The 16,086-nt window shown below is 74.8% G+C and carries 14 protein-coding genes; 12 read left to right on the top strand and 2 right to left on the bottom strand.

The features are described 5' to 3' along the window. Positions 1 to 17 precede the first annotated feature (17 nt). Genes pheS through TEK04_RS03575 form a run of 3 tightly spaced genes read left to right on the top strand, consistent with a single transcriptional unit; the run spans position 18 to position 4,349 of the window. A complete protein-coding gene (gene pheS, locus TEK04_RS03585) occupies positions 18 to 1,085 on the top strand; it encodes a phenylalanine--tRNA ligase subunit alpha (protein ID WP_336402943.1) in 1,068 nt (355 codons plus the stop codon). Continuing rightward, positions 1,082 to 3,556, top strand: coding sequence for a phenylalanine--tRNA ligase subunit beta (pheT, locus tag TEK04_RS03580; protein ID WP_336402942.1), 2,475 nt, complete (start codon positions 1,082 to 1,084; stop codon positions 3,554 to 3,556). Before pheS ends, pheT begins: the two co-directional genes overlap by 4 nt. Further along, positions 3,549 to 4,349: an SDR family NAD(P)-dependent oxidoreductase gene (locus TEK04_RS03575; RefSeq protein ID WP_336402941.1), complete on the top strand. Its 801-nt coding sequence runs from the start codon at positions 3,549 to 3,551 to the stop codon at positions 4,347 to 4,349. The genes pheT and TEK04_RS03575 overlap by 8 nt, the downstream gene beginning before the upstream one ends. Before the next feature lie 2 nt (positions 4,350 to 4,351). Here the strand turns inward: TEK04_RS03575 and TEK04_RS03570 are convergent, their stop codons facing one another. Further along, the gene (locus TEK04_RS03570) at positions 4,352 to 5,251 is read right to left on the bottom strand and encodes a diacylglycerol/lipid kinase family protein (protein ID WP_336402940.1); all 900 of its coding nucleotides are present in this window, start codon (positions 5,249 to 5,251) and stop codon (positions 4,352 to 4,354) included. A gap of 47 nt (positions 5,252 to 5,298) precedes the next feature. Next, on the bottom strand, positions 5,299 to 6,177 hold the full coding sequence (locus tag TEK04_RS03565; RefSeq protein ID WP_336402939.1) for a DUF368 domain-containing protein: 879 nt from the start codon (positions 6,175 to 6,177) through the stop codon (positions 5,299 to 5,301). Positions 6,178 to 6,309: 132 nt separating this feature from the next. Here TEK04_RS03565 and argC point away from each other — a divergent pair, with 132 nt between their 5' ends. From argC to tyrS, 9 genes are read left to right on the top strand one after another with little or no spacing between them, the layout of a single operon-like run. Next, on the top strand, positions 6,310 to 7,350 hold the full coding sequence (gene argC, locus TEK04_RS03560; RefSeq protein ID WP_336402938.1) for an N-acetyl-gamma-glutamyl-phosphate reductase: 1,041 nt from the start codon (positions 6,310 to 6,312) through the stop codon (positions 7,348 to 7,350). Next, positions 7,347 to 8,498, top strand: a complete 1,152-nt coding sequence (argJ, locus tag TEK04_RS03555) for a bifunctional glutamate N-acetyltransferase/amino-acid acetyltransferase ArgJ (RefSeq protein WP_336402937.1) — start codon at positions 7,347 to 7,349, stop codon at positions 8,496 to 8,498. Before argC ends, argJ begins: the two co-directional genes overlap by 4 nt. Beyond that, a complete protein-coding gene (gene argB / locus TEK04_RS03550) occupies positions 8,495 to 9,526 on the top strand; it encodes an acetylglutamate kinase (protein ID WP_336402936.1) in 1,032 nt (343 codons plus the stop codon). The genes argJ and argB overlap by 4 nt, the downstream gene beginning before the upstream one ends. Then, positions 9,523 to 10,704: an acetylornithine transaminase gene (locus TEK04_RS03545; protein ID WP_336402935.1), complete on the top strand. Its 1,182-nt coding sequence runs from the start codon at positions 9,523 to 9,525 to the stop codon at positions 10,702 to 10,704. Before argB ends, TEK04_RS03545 begins: the two co-directional genes overlap by 4 nt. Then, positions 10,701 to 11,636 carry an ornithine carbamoyltransferase gene (gene argF / locus TEK04_RS03540; protein WP_336402934.1) on the top strand — a complete coding sequence of 312 codons (936 nt, stop codon included), beginning with the start codon at positions 10,701 to 10,703 and terminating at the stop codon, positions 11,634 to 11,636. Before TEK04_RS03545 ends, argF begins: the two co-directional genes overlap by 4 nt. Continuing rightward, entirely contained in the window at positions 11,633 to 12,172 is a 540-nt protein-coding gene (locus tag TEK04_RS03535) for an arginine repressor (protein ID WP_336402933.1), read from the top strand. The genes argF and TEK04_RS03535 overlap by 4 nt, the downstream gene beginning before the upstream one ends. Next, entirely contained in the window at positions 12,169 to 13,611 is a 1,443-nt protein-coding gene (gene argH / locus TEK04_RS03530; protein ID WP_336402932.1) for an argininosuccinate lyase, read from the top strand. Before TEK04_RS03535 ends, argH begins: the two co-directional genes overlap by 4 nt. A gap of 34 nt (positions 13,612 to 13,645) precedes the next feature. Beyond that, positions 13,646 to 14,302 (top strand): DNA-3-methyladenine glycosylase, encoded by a 657-nt coding sequence (locus TEK04_RS03525; RefSeq protein ID WP_336402931.1) that lies wholly within the window; start codon positions 13,646 to 13,648, stop codon positions 14,300 to 14,302. A gap of 41 nt (positions 14,303 to 14,343) precedes the next feature. After that, positions 14,344 to 15,648 (top strand): tyrosine--tRNA ligase, encoded by a 1,305-nt coding sequence (tyrS, locus tag TEK04_RS03520; RefSeq protein WP_336402930.1) that lies wholly within the window; start codon positions 14,344 to 14,346, stop codon positions 15,646 to 15,648. Positions 15,649 to 16,086: the final 438 nt, after the last annotated feature.

Genomic DNA, 16,086 nt, shown 5'->3' with positions numbered 1-16,086 from the left:
AGGCAGAATGGCCTCCCGTGTCCGGCGCCAACGATCCATTCGACCCCAAGCAGGTCGCGGCCCTCTCCCCGGAGGCCCTCGACACGGCGGTGCGCGAGGGCCTGGCTGCCTTCGCCTCGGCGGCCGACCTCGAGGCCCTCGCCGCCGTCCGCCCCGCGCACCTGGGTGACCGCGGTCCCGTGCTGCTGGCCCGCCGCGAGCTCGGTGCGCTGCCCCCGGCCGCGCGCAAGGACGCCGGTCAGCGGGTCAACGCCGCCCGGGTCGCGCTCACCGAGGCCTACGACGCCCGGCTCGCCGAGCTCACCGCGGAGCGCGACGAGCGGGTGCTGGCCGAGGAGCGGGTCGACGTCACCCTGCCCGCCGACCGCGCACCGCGCGGTGCCCGGCACCCGCTGACGACGATCCAGGACCGCATCGCCGACGTCTTCGTGGGCATGGGTTACGAGGTCGCCGAGGGCCCGGAGCTGGAGAGCGAGTGGCTGAACTTCGACGCCCTCAACACCGGCCCCGACCACCCCGCCCGCTCGCTGGCCGACACCTTCTTCGTCGCACCCGAGGGCTCGGGCCTGGTGCTGCGCACGCACACCTCGCCGGTGCAGGCGCGCAGCATGCTCGAGCGCACCCCGCCCATCTACGTCGTCGCCCCGGGCCGGGTGTTCCGCACCGACGAGCTCGACGCCACCCACACCCCGGTGTTCCACCAGGTGGAGGGGCTGGCCATCGACCGCGGGCTCACCATGGCGCACCTGCGCGGCACCCTCGAGGCGCTGGCCAAGGCGCTGTTCGGCCCCGACTCCACCATCCGGTGGCGGCCGCACTTCTTCCCCTTCACCGAACCGTCGGCGGAGTTCGACGTCTGGTTCCCCGAGCACCGCGACGGCCCCCGCTGGGTCGAGTGGGGCGGCTGCGGCATGGTCAACCCCCGCGTGCTGACCGCCTGCGGGATCGACCCCGAGGTCTACGGCGGGTTCGCCTTCGGCATGGGCATCGAGCGGGCCCTGCAGTTCCGGCACGGGGTGTCGGACATGCACGACATCGTCGAGGGCGACGTCCGGTTCACGAGCGCGTTCGGAGTGGAGCAGTGAAGATCCCCGTCAGCTGGCTGTCCCAGCACGTCGACCTGCCCGCGGGCACCGGGGTCGACGACCTCGACGCGGCCTTCGTCCGCCAGGGTCTCGAGGTCGAGGACGTGCTGCGCGCCCCGGCGACCACCGGTCCGCTGGTGGTCGGCCGGGTGCTGGAGATCGAGGAGCTCACCGGCTTCAAGAAGCCGATCCGGTACTGCCAGGTCGACGTCGGCAACCCAGCACCTCAGGGCATCGTCTGCGGTGCCCGCAACTTCGCCGTCGGCGACCTGGTGGTCGTGGCGCTGCCCGGCGTCGTGCTGCCCGGGGACTTCGCGATCGCCGCGCGCGAGACCTACGGCAAGGTCAGCGACGGCATGATCTGCAGCGTCCGCGAGCTGGGGATCGGCGACGACCACGACGGCATCCTGGTGCTGGGCACCGAAGGGTACGAACCCGGGACCCCGGCGGCCGGCGTGCTCGGGCTGGACGACGTCGTGTTCGACCTCGAGGTGACCACCGACCGCGGCTACTGCATGTCGGTGCGCGGCATCGCCCGCGAGGTGGCCGCCGCCCTCGGCGCGCCCTGGCAGGACCCGGCCGCGGCCACCCCGCCGGCCTGGTCGGGCGACCCGGCCTGGACCGTCGAGGTCGAGGACCCCCAGCGCTGCGACCGGTTCTCGATGATCGCGATGGAGGGCCTGGACCCGGCGGCCCCCACCCCGTGGTGGATGCGCCGCCGGCTCACCCGCTCCGGCGTCCGGTCGATCTCGCTGGCCGTCGACGTCACCAACTACGTGATGCTCGAGCTCGGCCAGCCGATGCACGCCTTCGACCGCGCCGCCGTGCGCGGGCCGGTCGTCGTCCGCACCGCCCGGCCGGGTGAGCGGGTGACCACCCTGGACGGCGTCGACCGGGCGCTGGAGGCCGACGACCTGCTCATCAGCGACGAGTCCGGCCCGATCGGGCTGGCCGGCGTCATGGGTGGGGCGAGCACCGAGATCTCCTCCAGCACCACCGACGTGCTGCTGGAGGCCGCGCACTGGGAGCCCACGGGCATCGGCCGCGGTGTGCGGCGGCACAAGCTGCCCAGCGAGGCCGCCAAGCGCTTCGAGCGCGGCACCGACCCCGACGTCACCGTGGTCGCCCTGGCCCGGGCGGCCGAGCTGCTCGCCGAGTTCGGCGGGGCCACCGTCGTGGGCGGCGTCGTCGACGTCGACACCCGCGGACCGCGGCCGGAGATCGTGCTGGCGACCGACCGGCCGCAGGCCGTCGCCGGCATCCCGATCGACACCGACACCGTCGTCGACGCGCTGCGCACCGTCGGCTGCGCGGTCGAGGCGTCCGGGACGACCCTGACGGTCACGCCGCCCTCCTGGCGCCCGGACCTCACCGACCCGGCCGACCTGGTCGAGGAGGTCGTGCGGGCCGTCGGCTACGACGAGATCCCCGGCGTGCTGCCCACCGTGCCCCCCGGGCGCGGGCTCACCCCGGCCCAGCGCCGTCGCCGCACCGTCGGCCGTGCCCTGGCCGAGGCCGGGTACACCGAGGCGCCGGCGTACCCGTTCGTCGGACCCGCGGCGCTGGCCCCGCTCGGGTTGCCGGTCGAGGGGCTGCTCACCCTGCGCAACCCGCTCTCGGACGAGGAGCCGGCCCTGCGCACCTCGTTGCTGCCGGGTCTGCTGGCCACCGCCGCCCGCAACCTCGGGCGCGGCCAGCGCGACCTGGCGGTGTTCGAGCTCGGCGTGGTGTTCCTGCCCGGCGACGGCGCCCCGGCCCCGCTGCCCCCGGTCGACCGCCGTCCCGACGACGACACCCTCGCCGCGCTGTTCGCGGCCGTGCCCGCGCAGCCCTGGCACGTGGGCGTGGTGCTCACCGGGCTGCGCGAGCCCCGCGGCCACTGGGGCCCCGGACGGGCCGCCGACTGGGCCGACGCCGTGCAGGCCGCCCGCACGGTCGCCGGCGCCGCGGGGGTCGAGCTCACCGTGCGGGCCGGGGAACGACTGCCCTGGCACCCGGGGCGCTGCGCCGAGCTGCTGGTCGGCGACACCGTCGTGGGTCACGCCGGGGAGCTGCACCCGCGGGTGTGCGCCGACCTCGACCTGCCCCCGCGCACCTGCGCGATGGAGCTCGACCTCGACGCGCTGCCCGAGGCCGCCGTCGTGCAGGCCCCTCGCACCTCCTCGTTCCCGCCGGTGCACAGCGACCTGGCCCTGACCGTCGGGGTGCAGGTGCCGGCCGCCGACGTCGAGCGGGCACTGCGGGCCGGCGCCGGGGAGCTGCTCGAGGCGGTGCAGCTGTTCGACGTCTACACCGGCGAGCAGGCCGGTGCCGGCCAGAAGTCCCTGGCCTACGCGCTCACCTTCCGCGCTCCCGACCGCACCCTCACCCGCGCCGAGGTGGCGCAGGCGGTGGGGTCGGCGCTGGAGTCGGCGGCCGGGGTCGGTGCGGTTCTGCGCGGGGGCGCCGGCGAGGCGGCCGGCGGTGCCTGAGGGTCCGCTGGCCCGCCAGGTCGCGCTGGTCACCGGTGCCTCCTCCGGCATCGGGCTGGAGCTGGTCCGCGGGTTGTCCGAGCGGGGGGCGGCGGTGGCCGGGCTGGCCCGCGGGGCCGAGCGGCTGTCCGCGGCGCTGGCGGAGGTCACCGCGGCCACGGGCGGGCGCACGCTGGCCGTCGCGGCCGACGTCACCGACCTGGCCGCCGTGCACGCCGCGGTCAGCCGGGTCCTCGCCGAGCTGGGCCCGGTCGACCTGCTGGTCAACAACGCCGGCCAGGTCGACGCCGCAGAGGTGCCGGTGTGGGAGGCCGACCCGCAGCAGTGGTGGTCGGTGGTGGAGAGCCAGCTGCGCGGGCCGTTCCACCTGGTGCAGGCCGTGGTGCCGGCGATGGTCGAGCGGGGCAGCGGCCGGGTGGTCGACCTCGCCAGCGGCATGTCCACCCGGGCGAACCCCGACTACAGCGCCTACTCGGTCGGCAAGGCCGGGCAGCTGCGCATCACCGAGTCCCTCGCCGCGGCCGGTGTGCTGGCCTTCGACGTCGCCCCCGGCGTGGTGGACACCCCGATGACCCGCTCGATGGCGATGTGGGACGGCTTCACCGACTGGACGCCGGCCTCGGCCGTCGTCGACCTGGTCGCCGCGATCGCCGAGGGGCAGCTGGACCACTGGTCGGGGCGCTTCGTGCGGGCCGGCAAGGACGACGTGGCCACCCTGGTGGACACCGTGCCCGAGGCCACCCAGCGCCAGGTCCGTCTCCTGCCCTACGGCGACACCGACCCCGTCGCCTGACCTCAGCCCACCGTGCGCAGCGCACCCGGGACGACGTCGACGGCCACGTGGGTGTCGGCGTCGAGCTCGACCAGCTCACCGTCGAGCTGCAGCGGCATCGGCGCGCGGATGGTCAGCTCGTGGTGCGTGACGTGCGGCTGGGGGCCCAGCCCGATGGTGGCCGACCGCAGCGCGGTCAGCAGCACCCGCACCTTGCTGTGGTGGGGGAGGAGCACCAGCTCGAAGCGGCCGTCGTCGGGCCGGCCGTCGTCGGACAGGGTGGCCACCTTGGCCATCCGGTCGATGTTGGCGTAGAGCAGGCTGTCCACCTCGACCTCGGTGCCGTCGGCCAGCTCGACCGGGAACGGCCGGAACCGCCGGAACCCCCGCACGACGGCGACGATCTCGCGCCAGGACCCCTTCCCGCCCTGCTCGAGGTCGACGGCGACCACCGGCGTGATGCCCAGCCCGATGTAGGAGTGCGCGTACCGCACCCAGGGGTCGCCACCGGCCGGGGTGACGCTGAGCCGCAGCAGGTCGAAGCGCGACGTGGTCCCCGTGCGCAGGGCGTGGGAGACCGCGGCGTCGAGCGGGCGGCGCTTGGTGGCCCGGCGGTGGTCGTTGGCGTTCCCGGCCCCCCGGACGGCGGCCACGGCGTCGGGGTTGCCGGCGTCCATCAGCCCGTTGACGACGTCGTTGTAGCCACCGTCGCCGCTGACCGAGACCACCAGCGGCCGGCCGTCGCGCGCGGCGGCAGCGGCCAGCTCGCGCCCGTGCCCGGCGCGCTGGGTGGGGGCGAGCTGGATCGGCAGGTCGGGGTGCCGTTCGGCGAGGTCGTCGCGCAGCTCCCGGGCCAAGGTCGGGGCATCACCGGTGCTGTGCGGGTTGAACACGATGACGACCCGGTCGAACGCTGCGGCCACGGGCGCGATCATGGTGGCTGGCGGGGCACGGCGCGACCCGGCGCAGGTCAGCCGCGGTGACGGCCGGCGGTGTCGTCGCGCTCGGTGCCGGTGGACCCGGCAGGGGTGTCGTACCGCCGCTGCAGCAGCACCGTCGCGGCCACCAGCAGCAGGGCGCCCACAGCGAGGGCCACCACGGGCAGCGCGCCGTCGTCGGGGGGCAGCAGGCCCCGGTCCTCGTCCTGCCACGGCCACAGCGCCCGCAACGACCCGGCCATCAGCCCGGACATGCCCGCGAGCACCACCGCGTGGTGGTGCAGCAGCGCCCACTGCAGCACCTTGACGAACGAGGCCAGGCCCACCAGTGCGCCCAGGGCGAAGACCAGCAGGTAGACCAGGTCGCGGTCGTTCACCGCCGCCAGGGTCGGCTGGTAGAGACCCACCGTGAGCAGGAAGAACGACCCGGACACCCCGGGCAGCACCAGCGCGCAGATGGCCACCGCGGCCGCCAGCGCCACGACGGGCAGGGCCGGCTGCACCTCCCCGCCCGGGGGGAGCCCGGACAGCAGGAAGGCCACGACGGCCGCGACGACGGCGACGCCGACCGTGCCGGCCCGCCAGTCGCGCACCATCATCGCCGGGACGGCGATCGAGCCCAGGACCAGACCGAAGAAGACCGCCCGGGTGCCCACCGGGTGGTCGGTCACCAGCGGCTCCACCACCTGCGCGGCCAGCACGACGGCCACCACCATGCCGACGGCGACCGGCACCACCGTCGCCCAGTGCACCCGGCGCAGGTGCTCCTGGGCCTCGTGCCGGCGACCGGCCACGCCCGAGCGGACGGCCGACAGGACGTGGCCCGCGCCGTCGATGAGGTGCTCGTAGACCCCGAGGACCAGCGCGACGGTCCCGCCGCTCACCCCGGGGACGGTCTCGGCGACCCCCATCGCACCGCCTCGCAGGAGATCACCTGGTGTCCTGCGACCGACCGCTCCCGTGCGCATCCCCGAACGGTACCGAGGCGGGTCCGCGCCCCCCACGACTGCACGTTCATCCGCACTGGTGCATACTCATGCATCGTGAGCGCAGAGCGGACGTGGACGGTCGGGGTCACCGGCGCCACCGGGTACGCGGGCGGGGAGGTGTGCCGGCTGCTGGCCGGGCACCCGAACCTCCGGCTGACCGGGGTGCACGCGGCATCGAGTGCCGGCCGACGCCTGGGGGAGTCCCAGCCGCACCTGCTGCCCTACGCCGACCTGGTCGTGCAGCCGTCCGGGCCCGCCGACCTCGCGGGCTACGACGTCGTCGTCCTGGCCCTGCCGCACGGCGCGTCGGGCGCCGTCGCCGCGGGCCTGCCCGACGACGTGCTGGTGCTGGACTGCGGCGCCGACCACCGGCTGGCCGACGCCGCGGCCTGGCAGCGGTGGTACGGCAGCGAGCACGCCGGCACCTGGCCCTACGGCCTGCCCGAGCTGCCCGGGCAGCGGGGCAAGCTGGCCGGCGCGCGGCGGATCGCCGTGCCCGGGTGCTACCCGACCAGCGTCACCCTGGCCATGGCCCCGGCGCTGGCCGGCGGTCTGGTCGAGCCCGAGGTCGTCGTCGTGGCCGCCTCGGGCACCTCGGGTGCCGGTCGGGCGGCCAAGCCGAACCTGATCGGCTCCGAGGTCATGGGGGCCGTCAGCGCGTACGGCGTGGGCGGCGTCCACCGGCACACGCCCGAGATGGTGCAGAACCTGTCGGAGGTCGCCGGTAGGACTGTCGGCGTGAGCTTCACCCCGACCCTGGTGCCCATGGCCCGCGGCATCCTGGCCACCTGCTCGGCGAAGGTGCTGCCCGGCACGACGGCCGAGACCGCGCGGGAGACCTACCTGGCGGCCTACGCCGACGAACCGTTCGTCCGCGTGCTGCCCGAGGGGCAGTGGCCGACCACCGCCGCGGTGCTCGGGGCCAACACGGTCGCGCTGCAGGTCACCGTCGACCCCGACGCCGGCCGGCTCGTGGTCGTCGCGGCCGTCGACAACCTGACCAAGGGGACGGCGGGAGGCGCGCTGCAGTGCGCCAACCTCGCCCTGGGCCTGCCCGAGACCACCGGTCTCCCGCTCGTGGGGGTCGCACCGTGAGCGTCACCGCGGCCCAGGGGTTCCGGGCCGCCGGCGTCGCCGCCGGCCTGAAGGCCTCCGGCGACCCCGACGTCGCCCTGGTGGTCAACGACGGCCCGCACGACGCGGCCGCGGCCGTGTTCACCACCAACCGGTTCCCGGCCGCGCCGGTGCTGTGGTCGAGGCAGGTGCTGGCCGACGGCCGGGTGCGGGCCGTCGTGCTCAACTCCGGCGGGGCGAACGCCTGCACCGGGCCGGGGGGCTTCCAGGACACGCACGCCACCGCCGAGCACGCCGCTGCTGCCCTCGGGCTGGGGGCCATCGACGTCGCCGTGTGCTCCACCGGGCTGATCGGCGTCCGGCTGCCCATGGAGAAGCTGACCGCGGGGGTCACCGAGGCCGCCGGGCAGCTGTCGTCCGACGGCGGGCAGGCCGCCGCCCGCGGCATCATGACCACCGACTCGGTGCCCAAGACCACGGTGCAGACCGGTGACGGCTGGACGCTCGGGGGCATGGCCAAGGGGGCCGGCATGCTGGCCCCGAGCCTGGCCACCATGCTCGTCGTCCTCACCACCGACGCCGTCGTGCCCGCCGAGGTCCTCGAGCCCGCGCTGCGGCACGCCACGGCGCACTCGTTCGAGCGGGTCGACAGCGACGGGTGCCTGTCCACCAACGACACCGTGCTGGTGCTCGCCAACGGTGCATCCGGGGTCGCCCCCACGGCCGAGGAGTTCGGCGCCGCCCTCGACGCCGCCTGCCTGGACCTCGCGATGCAGCTGCTCGCCGACGCCGAGGGCTCCACCAAGGACATCGCGATCACCGTGCGGGGTGCGGCCTCGGTCGACGACGCGCTGGAGGCCGGCCGGGCCTGTGCCCGCAACAACCTGCTCAAGACGGCGCTGTTCGGCAACGACCCGAACTGGGGCCGGGTGCTGGCTGCCATCGGCACCACCTCGGCGTCCTTCGAGGCCGACCAGGTCGACGTGACCATCAACGGGGTCACCGTCTGCCGTGGCGGTGCCATCGGCGACGACCGCGACGGCGTCGACCTCACCGGTCGGGCCGTCACCATCGACGTCGACCTCGCCGCCGGCGGCGCCGAGGCCACCATCTGGACCAACGACCTGTCCCTCGCCTACGTGCACGAGAACTCGGCCTACTCCACATGACCGCCCAGGACCCCACACCCCCCGACGTCCGGCCCGACGAGCAGCCGCCGGTCTCTGCAGCGCGGCGGCGCTACGGCACCAGCCGGGTCATGCGCACCCCCGACCCCGAGGGCGACGCCCGCAAGGTCGCCGTGCTCACCGGTGCGCTGCCGTGGCTCAAGGAGTTCCACGGCAACGTCGTCGTCGTGAAGTACGGCGGGCACGCCATGGTCGACGAGGAGTGCCGCGCCGCCTTCGCCGAGGACATGGTCTTCCTCCGCACCTGCGGGATCCTCCCCGTCGTGGTGCACGGCGGCGGCCCCCAGGTCAGCTCGATGCTGTCCCGGTTGGGTGTCGAGAGCGAGTTCCGCGGGGGCCTGCGGGTCACCACGCCGGAGACCATCGGCGTCGTCCGCATGGTGCTGGTCGGCCAGGTCGGCCCCGAGGTCGTCGGCCTGATCAACACCCACGGCCCGCTGGCCATCGGGCTCTCCGGCGAGGACGGCGGCCTGTTCACCGCCGAGCGCACCACCGCCACCGTCGCCGGTCAGCAGGTCGACGTCGGCCTGGTCGGCGACGTCGTCGCGGTCGACCCGACGCCGGTGACCGCTCTGCTGGAGGCCGGGCACATCCCGGTCGTCGCCACGGTCGCCCCCGACAAGGAAGGCGTGCTGCACAACGTCAACGCCGACACCGCCGCGGCCGCGCTCGCCGTCGCGCTGGGGGCGGTCAAGCTCGTCGTGCTCACCGACGTCGAGGGCCTCTACTCCGACTGGCCGGACAAGGCGTCGTTGGTGGAGCAGATCGACGCCGCCGAGCTCGAGACGATTTTGCCGACACTCGACGCCGGGATGATCCCCAAGATGGCCGCCTGCCTGCGGGCGGTGCAGGGCGGTGTGCAGCGCGCGACCGTCGTCGACGGCCGGTTGCCGCACGCCCTGCTGCTGGAGATGTTCACCACCGAGGGCACCGGGACCATGGTCGTCCCGACCCCGCCACCCCGGCGGTCGGTCCCCACCTCGACGACCCAGGAGGAGGGTTCAGCATGACGACGACGGAGGAGCTGGCCCGCCGCTGGTCGGCCGTGATGATGGGCAACTACACGACGCCCCCCGTCGCCCTCGCACACGGCCGGGGAGCTACGGTGTGGGACGTCGACGGACGCGAGTACGTCGACCTGCTCGGCGGGATCGCCACCACCATCCTGGGCCACGCGCACCCCGCCGTCGTCGCCGCGATCACGAACCAGGCCGCCCGGCTGGGTCACGTGTCCAACCTGGCCATGCACGAGGTCGGGGTGACCCTGGCCGAGCGGCTGGTCGAGCTGGCCGGCCGGCCCGGGCGGGTGTTCTTCTGCAACTCCGGCGCCGAGGCCAACGAGGCCGCCTTCAAGATCAGCCGGCTCACCGGCCGGCCCGAGGTGGTGGCCGCCCTGGGGTCGTTCCACGGCCGCACCATGGGGTCGCTGGCGCTCACGGGGCAGCCGGCCAAGGCGCAGGCCTTCGCCCCCCTGCCCGGCGGGGTCCGGCACGTCGAGTACGGCGACGCCGACGCGCTGCAGCTCACCGGCGCGACGGCGATGGTGCTGCTGGAGCCGATGCTGGGGGAGGGTGGGGTGCTCCCCGCTCCTCCCGGCTACCTGGCCGAGGCCGAGGCGCAGGCCCGAGCGGTCGGCGCCCTGTTCGCCGTCGACGAGGTGCAGACCGGCACGGGCCGCACCGGGCAGTGGTTCGCCCACGCCGCCGACGGCGTCGCCCCCGACGTCATCACCATGGCCAAGTCCCTGGGCGGAGGCCTGCCGCTCGGCGCCGTCCTCGCCTTCGGGGACGCCGCCGAGCTGCTCGGCGCCGGCTCCCACGGGTCCACCTTCGGCGGCAACCCGGTCGTCGCGGCGGCGGCCCTCGCCGTGCTGGACACCATCCGGGACGAGGGTCTGCTGGAACGCGCCAAGGACCTTGAGCACCGGTTCACCACCGGCATCGAGGGCCTCGGCCACCCGGGCGTCGCGGGCGTGCGGGGGCGGGGTGCGCTGCTGGGCGTCGTCCTCACCGCCGACGTCGCCCCGGCCGTGGAGACCGGTCTGCGCGACGCCGGCTACCTGACCAACGCAGTGGCGCCGGGCGTCGTCCGGCTGGCCCCGCCGCTCGTCGTCACCGACGAGCAGGTGGACCGGTTCGTCGCCGCCCTGCCCCCCGTCCTCGACGCAGCACTGGAGACCGCACCGTGAGCCCCCGGCACTTCACCAAGGACGACGACCTCACCCCGGCCGAGCAGGCCGAGGTGCTGGCGCTCGCCGCGCAGCTGAAGCGGACCCGGCACACCGCCGACGCGCCGCAGCCGCTCGCGGGCCCCCGGGCCGTCGCCGTCCTGTTCGACAAGCCCTCCACCCGCACCCGGGTCTCGTTCTCGGTGGGCATCGCCGAGCTGGGCGGCTACCCGCTGGTGATCGACGCCGGTTCGTCGCAGCTGGGCCGCGGGGAACCGGTGGAGGACACCACCCGCGTGCTCGACCGGCAGGTCGAGGCCATCGTGTGGCGCACCTTCGGGCAGGACCGGCTCGAGGCCATGGCCGCGGTCAGCCGGGTGCCGGTCGTCAACGCGCTCACCGACGACTACCACCCCTGCCAGATCCTGGCCGACCTGCAGACCGTCGCCGAGCGCCGGCCGACCCTGGCCGGCCTGACGCTCACCTACCTGGGGGACGGCGCCAACAACATGGCGCACTCCTACGCTCTGGGCGGGGCGACCGCCGGCATGCACGTGCGCATCGGCTCCCCCGCGGAGTTCGCCCCCGACCCGGCCATCATGGCGCGGGCCGCCGAGGTCGCCGCCACGACGGGTGGGTCGGTGACCTGGACCGCCGACCCGGCGGCCGCGGCCGACGGCGCCGACGTGCTGGCCACCGACACCTGGGTGTCGATGGGGCAGGAGGACGAGTACGACACCCGCATCGCACCCTTCCTGCCCTACGCCCTCGACGAGGCCGCGCTGGGTCGGGCGGCCTCGGACGCGGTCGTGCTGCACTGCCTGCCGGCCTACCGGGGCAAGGAGATCGCCGCCGAGGTCATCGACGGTCCGCAGAGTGCCGTCTGGGACGAGGCGGAGAACCGGCTGCACGCCCAGAAGGCGCTGCTGACCTGGCTGCTGGCCCAGCGATGACCGGGGCGCTGACCCGGTCGGCCCGGCACGCCCGCATCGCCGAGCTGATCGCCGGCCAGCCCATCACCTCGCAGGGCCAGCTGGCCCGGCTGCTGGGGGAGTCCGGGGTGGAGGTCACCCAGGCGACGCTCTCGCGCGACCTCGAGGAGCTCGGCGCGGTCAAGCTGCGCGGCTCCGACGGCGCGCCGGCCTCCTACGTGCTGCCGCCGGAGAACGCGCCGCTGCGCCCGGCGCAGTCCGCACCCGGCCGGCTCACCCGCATGCTCGGCGAGCTGCTGACCAGTGCGGAAGGTTCGGCGAACCTGGCCGTGGTCCGCACCCCACCCGGGGCGGCGCAGTTCCTCGCCTCCGCCATGGACAAGACCGGCCTGCCCGACGTCCTGGGCACGATCGCGGGGGACGACACTCTCCTGGTCGTCTCCCGCGACCCCCTCGGCGGCCCCGCGCTGGCCGAGTGGTTGCTGGCCACGGCGTCGGGCGGCTCGACGCCGCCGGGCGCCGGCACCACCACCCACGACCCAGAAGGACACCCGTGAGCAGCGCACCCGCAGGTTCGGACACCCGGCTCTGGGGCGGACGGTTCGGCGGCGGCCCGTCGGCCGCGATGGCCGCACTGTCGAAGTCCACCGACGTCGACTGGCGTCTGGCGCCCTACGACCTGGCGTCCTCCCGGGCGCACGCCCGGGTGCTGCACCGTGCCGGCCTGCTCACCGCCGACGAGCTGGAGCAGATGGTCGGCGCGCTGACCGAGTTGTCGGCCGAGGTCGCCGACGGCACGTTCACCGCCATCGAGGCCGACGAGGACGTCCACGAAGCCCTCGAGCGCGGGCTCACCACGAAGCTGGGCACGCTGGGCGGCAAGCTGCGCGCGGGCCGGTCGCGCAACGACCAGGTCGCCACCGACCTGCGGCTGTACCTGCGCCACCACGTCCGCGCCCTCGTCGGTGCGGTCGCCGACCTCGAGGAGGCCCTGGTGGGCCTCGCCGAGCGCCACCGCGACGTCGCCGCGCCGGGCATGACGCACCTGCAGCACGCGCAGCCCGTCCTCGTCGCCCACCAGCTGCTGGCGCACGCGCACTCCTTCGCCCGCGACGTCGACCGGCTGCGCGACTGGGACCGCCGCACCGCCGTCAGCCCGCTGGGCGCCGGTGCCCTGGCCGGTTCCTCGCTGCGTCTGGACCCCGACGCCGTCGCCGCCGAGCTCGGCTTCGACCGGGCCGCCGACAACTCGATCGACGCGGTCAGCGACCGCGACTTCGCCGCGGAGTTCTGCTTCGCGGCGGCCCTGCTCGGCGTCCACCTGTCCCGCCTGGGGGAGGAGGTCGTGCTGTGGACGTCGACCGAGTTCGGCTGGGCGCGGCTGGACGACGCCTGGGCGACCGGGTCGTCGATCATGCCGCAGAAGAAGAACCCGGACATCGCCGAGCTGGCCCGGGGGAAGGCCGGCCGGTTCGTCGGCAACCTGACCGGTCTGCTCACCATGCTCAAGGGCCTGCCGCTGGCCTACGACCGCGACCTGCAGGAGGACAAGGAGCCGGTGTTCGACTCGGTCGAGCAGCTGGCCCTGCTGCTGCCCGCGGTCACCGGCATGGTGGCCACCCTCACCCTGCGCCCCGAGGTCCTGGAGGCCGCCGCGCCGCAGGGGTTCGCGTTGGCCACCGACGTCGCCGAGTGGCTGGTCTCCTCGGGCGTGCCCTTCCGCTCGGCGCACGAGATCAGCGGCGCCATGGTCGCCCGCTGCGAGGCCCTCGGGGTCGAGCTGCACGAGCTGACCGATGCCCAGCTCGCCGAGGTGTCGCCGCACCTGACCCCCGAGGTGCGCACCGTGCTGTCGGTCCCGGGTGCCCTCGCCGCGCGCCGGGCGCGCGGGGGGACCGCACCCGAGCGGGTCGCCGAGCAGCTCGAGGCCCTGGCCGGCCTGGTCGGGGAGCACCGCTCGTGGGCGGGGGCGTCCCCGGTGGCGCCGGTCCTCTGAGCCGCGGTCACCGCACCCGGCTCCCCGCGCTCCTGTGACCGAGGCCGAGCGGCCCGGGCCGCTGGTCACCACCGACGAGCTGCTCGGTCGGCCCGAGGTCGTCGCCCCCACGCTGCTGGGGTGCTGGGTGGTGACCGATCGTCCCGAGGGGACGACGGCTGTCCGGCTGACCGAGGTCGAGGCCTACTCCGGGTCCGGCGACGACCCGGCCGCGCACTCCCACCGGGGGCCCACGCCCCGGTCGGCGGTCATGTTCGGCCCGCCCGGCCACCTGTACGTGTACTTCAGCTACGGCATGCACTGGTGCGCGAACGTCGTGGTCGGGCCGGAGGGCCACGGCTCCGCGGTGCTGCTGCGGGCCGGTGAGGTCGTGGTCGGGGAGGGGGTGGCCCGCGGTCGCCGGCCAGCCTCGGCTGCGCAGCGCGACCTGGCGCGTGGCCCGGCTCGCCTGACCTCGGCGCTGGGCATCGGGCCCGACGACCGCGACGCCCGTCTGCTCGACCCCGGGTCCGCCGTGCGTCTGCACCGGGGACCTGCGCCGGGCGGGGTGACGGCCGGGCCGCGGGTGGGCATCACCCAGGCCGTCGACTTGCCGTGGCGGTTCACCGAGACCGGTGCGCCGACGGTCAGCGCCTTCCGGGCCGGCGCCCGACGACGCCGACCGGCTGCCGACCCCGACCGGTCCCGGTGACCGGGCAGAACGCGCTGGACCCGGTCGGCGAAGATGGGCCGGTGACCAGTGGTACCGATGTCGTCGACGAACTCCACCGCCGCGGGCTGATCGCCCAGAGCACCGACGAGGGCGAGCTGCGCGCCGCGCTCGCCGCCGGCCCGGTCACCTACTACTGCGGGTTCGACCCCACGGCGCCCAGCCTGCACGTCGGGCACCTCCTGCAGTTCATGGTGCTGCGGGCCCTGCACCGCGCCGGCCACCAACCGATCGTCCTGGTCGGCGGTGCCACCGGCCTGATCGGCGACCCCCGACCCACCTCGGAGCGGCAGCTCAACGACCCGGCCGAGGTGGCCCGGTGGGTCGACCGCATCCAGCGCCGGGTGGCCCCCTTCCTCGACCAGCCCGCCGCCGAGCAGGGCCTGCGGGCGCCGATCTACGTCAACAACCTCGACTGGACGGCGCCGCTGTCGGCCATCGACTTCCTGCGCGACATCGGCAAGCACTTCCGGGTCAACCGGATGCTGGCCAAGGAGGCCGTGGCCGTGCGCCTGAACTCCGACGTCGGCATCAGCTACACGGAGTTCAGCTACCAGATCCTGCAGGCCAACGACTTCCGGGAGCTGTACCAGCGGCACGGCTGCACGCTGCAGAGCGGCGGCTCCGACCAGTGGGGCAACATCACCGCCGGTGTCGACCTGGTGCGACGCACGGACGGCGTCGGCACCCACGCGCTGGCGACCCCGCTGCTGACCACGGCCGACGGCAAGAAGATCGGCAAGACCGAGGGCGCGACGGTCTGGCTGGACCCGGAGCTCACGAGCCCGTACGCGTTCTTCCAGTACTGGCTCGGCATCGACGACGCCGACGCCCGGGCGTGGGCACCGCTGTTCTCCGAGCGCCCCGCCGACGAGGTGGCGGCGCTCATCGCGTCGTCGCAGGAACGGCCCCAGGCCCGGGAGCTGCAGCGCGCCCTGGCCACCGAGCTCACCGCCCTGGTGCACGGCGCCGACGAGGTGGCCCAGGCGGAGTCCGCCGGTCGCGCCCTCTTCGGTCGCGACGACCTCGCGGGGCTGGGGGAGCCCACCCTCACCGCTGCGCTGTCGGAGGCGGGGTCGGTCCAGCTCGACGCCGACGACGTCCCGGGCGGCGTCCTGCCCTCGGCCGCCGTCCTCCTGCAGCGCACCGGGCTGTGCTCGTCGCTCTCCGACGCGCGGCGCACGGTCAAGGAGGGCGGTGCCTACGTCAACAACGAGCGGGTGACCGACGCCGACGCCCCCCTCGCGGCCGGCGTGGGGCTCGCCGGGGGCTGGGTCGTGCTGCGCCGCGGCAAGCGGAACGTCGCCGGGGTCCGCCTGCCCGCCTGACCTGCCCGGGGGGACCCCGGAGGCCAGCCGTTCCGTCCGGGCCCTGTGCGCCGCGCAGGCGCGTGAACAGCGGGTGACAGCCGCGCGTCGACCACGTGGCGGGCGTCACCCGTGGGGGCGTTTGACACGGGCCTGCCGACCACGTAACTTTCTCTCTGCGCCGGGGACGACCGCGAGGCCGGGCCCGAAGCGCCGAAGCGAGACAACAAGCCAAGACGTCGAAGGCCTAGCGGCTGGGGATCTTGCGCGTCCGCTCTTTGAGAACTCAACAGCGTGCCGAAAGTCAGTGCCATATGTTTGATCCTCACCTCTTTTGTGGGGTGGGTGTTGGGTTGATTGATATCGAGAGTGCCAACTCTTGGTTCTCGGCCTTGGATCGAAGTTCATCTACGGAGAGTTTGATCCTGGCTCAGGACGAACGCTGGCGGCGTGCTTAAC

Source organism: Klenkia sesuvii (assembly GCF_037083825.1).
GTDB classification, from domain to species: Bacteria; Actinomycetota; Actinomycetes; order Mycobacteriales; family Geodermatophilaceae; genus Klenkia; species Klenkia sesuvii.
The sequence above is the reverse complement of the archived record's forward strand: the minus strand, read 5'-3'. Positions and strand labels throughout refer to the sequence as shown.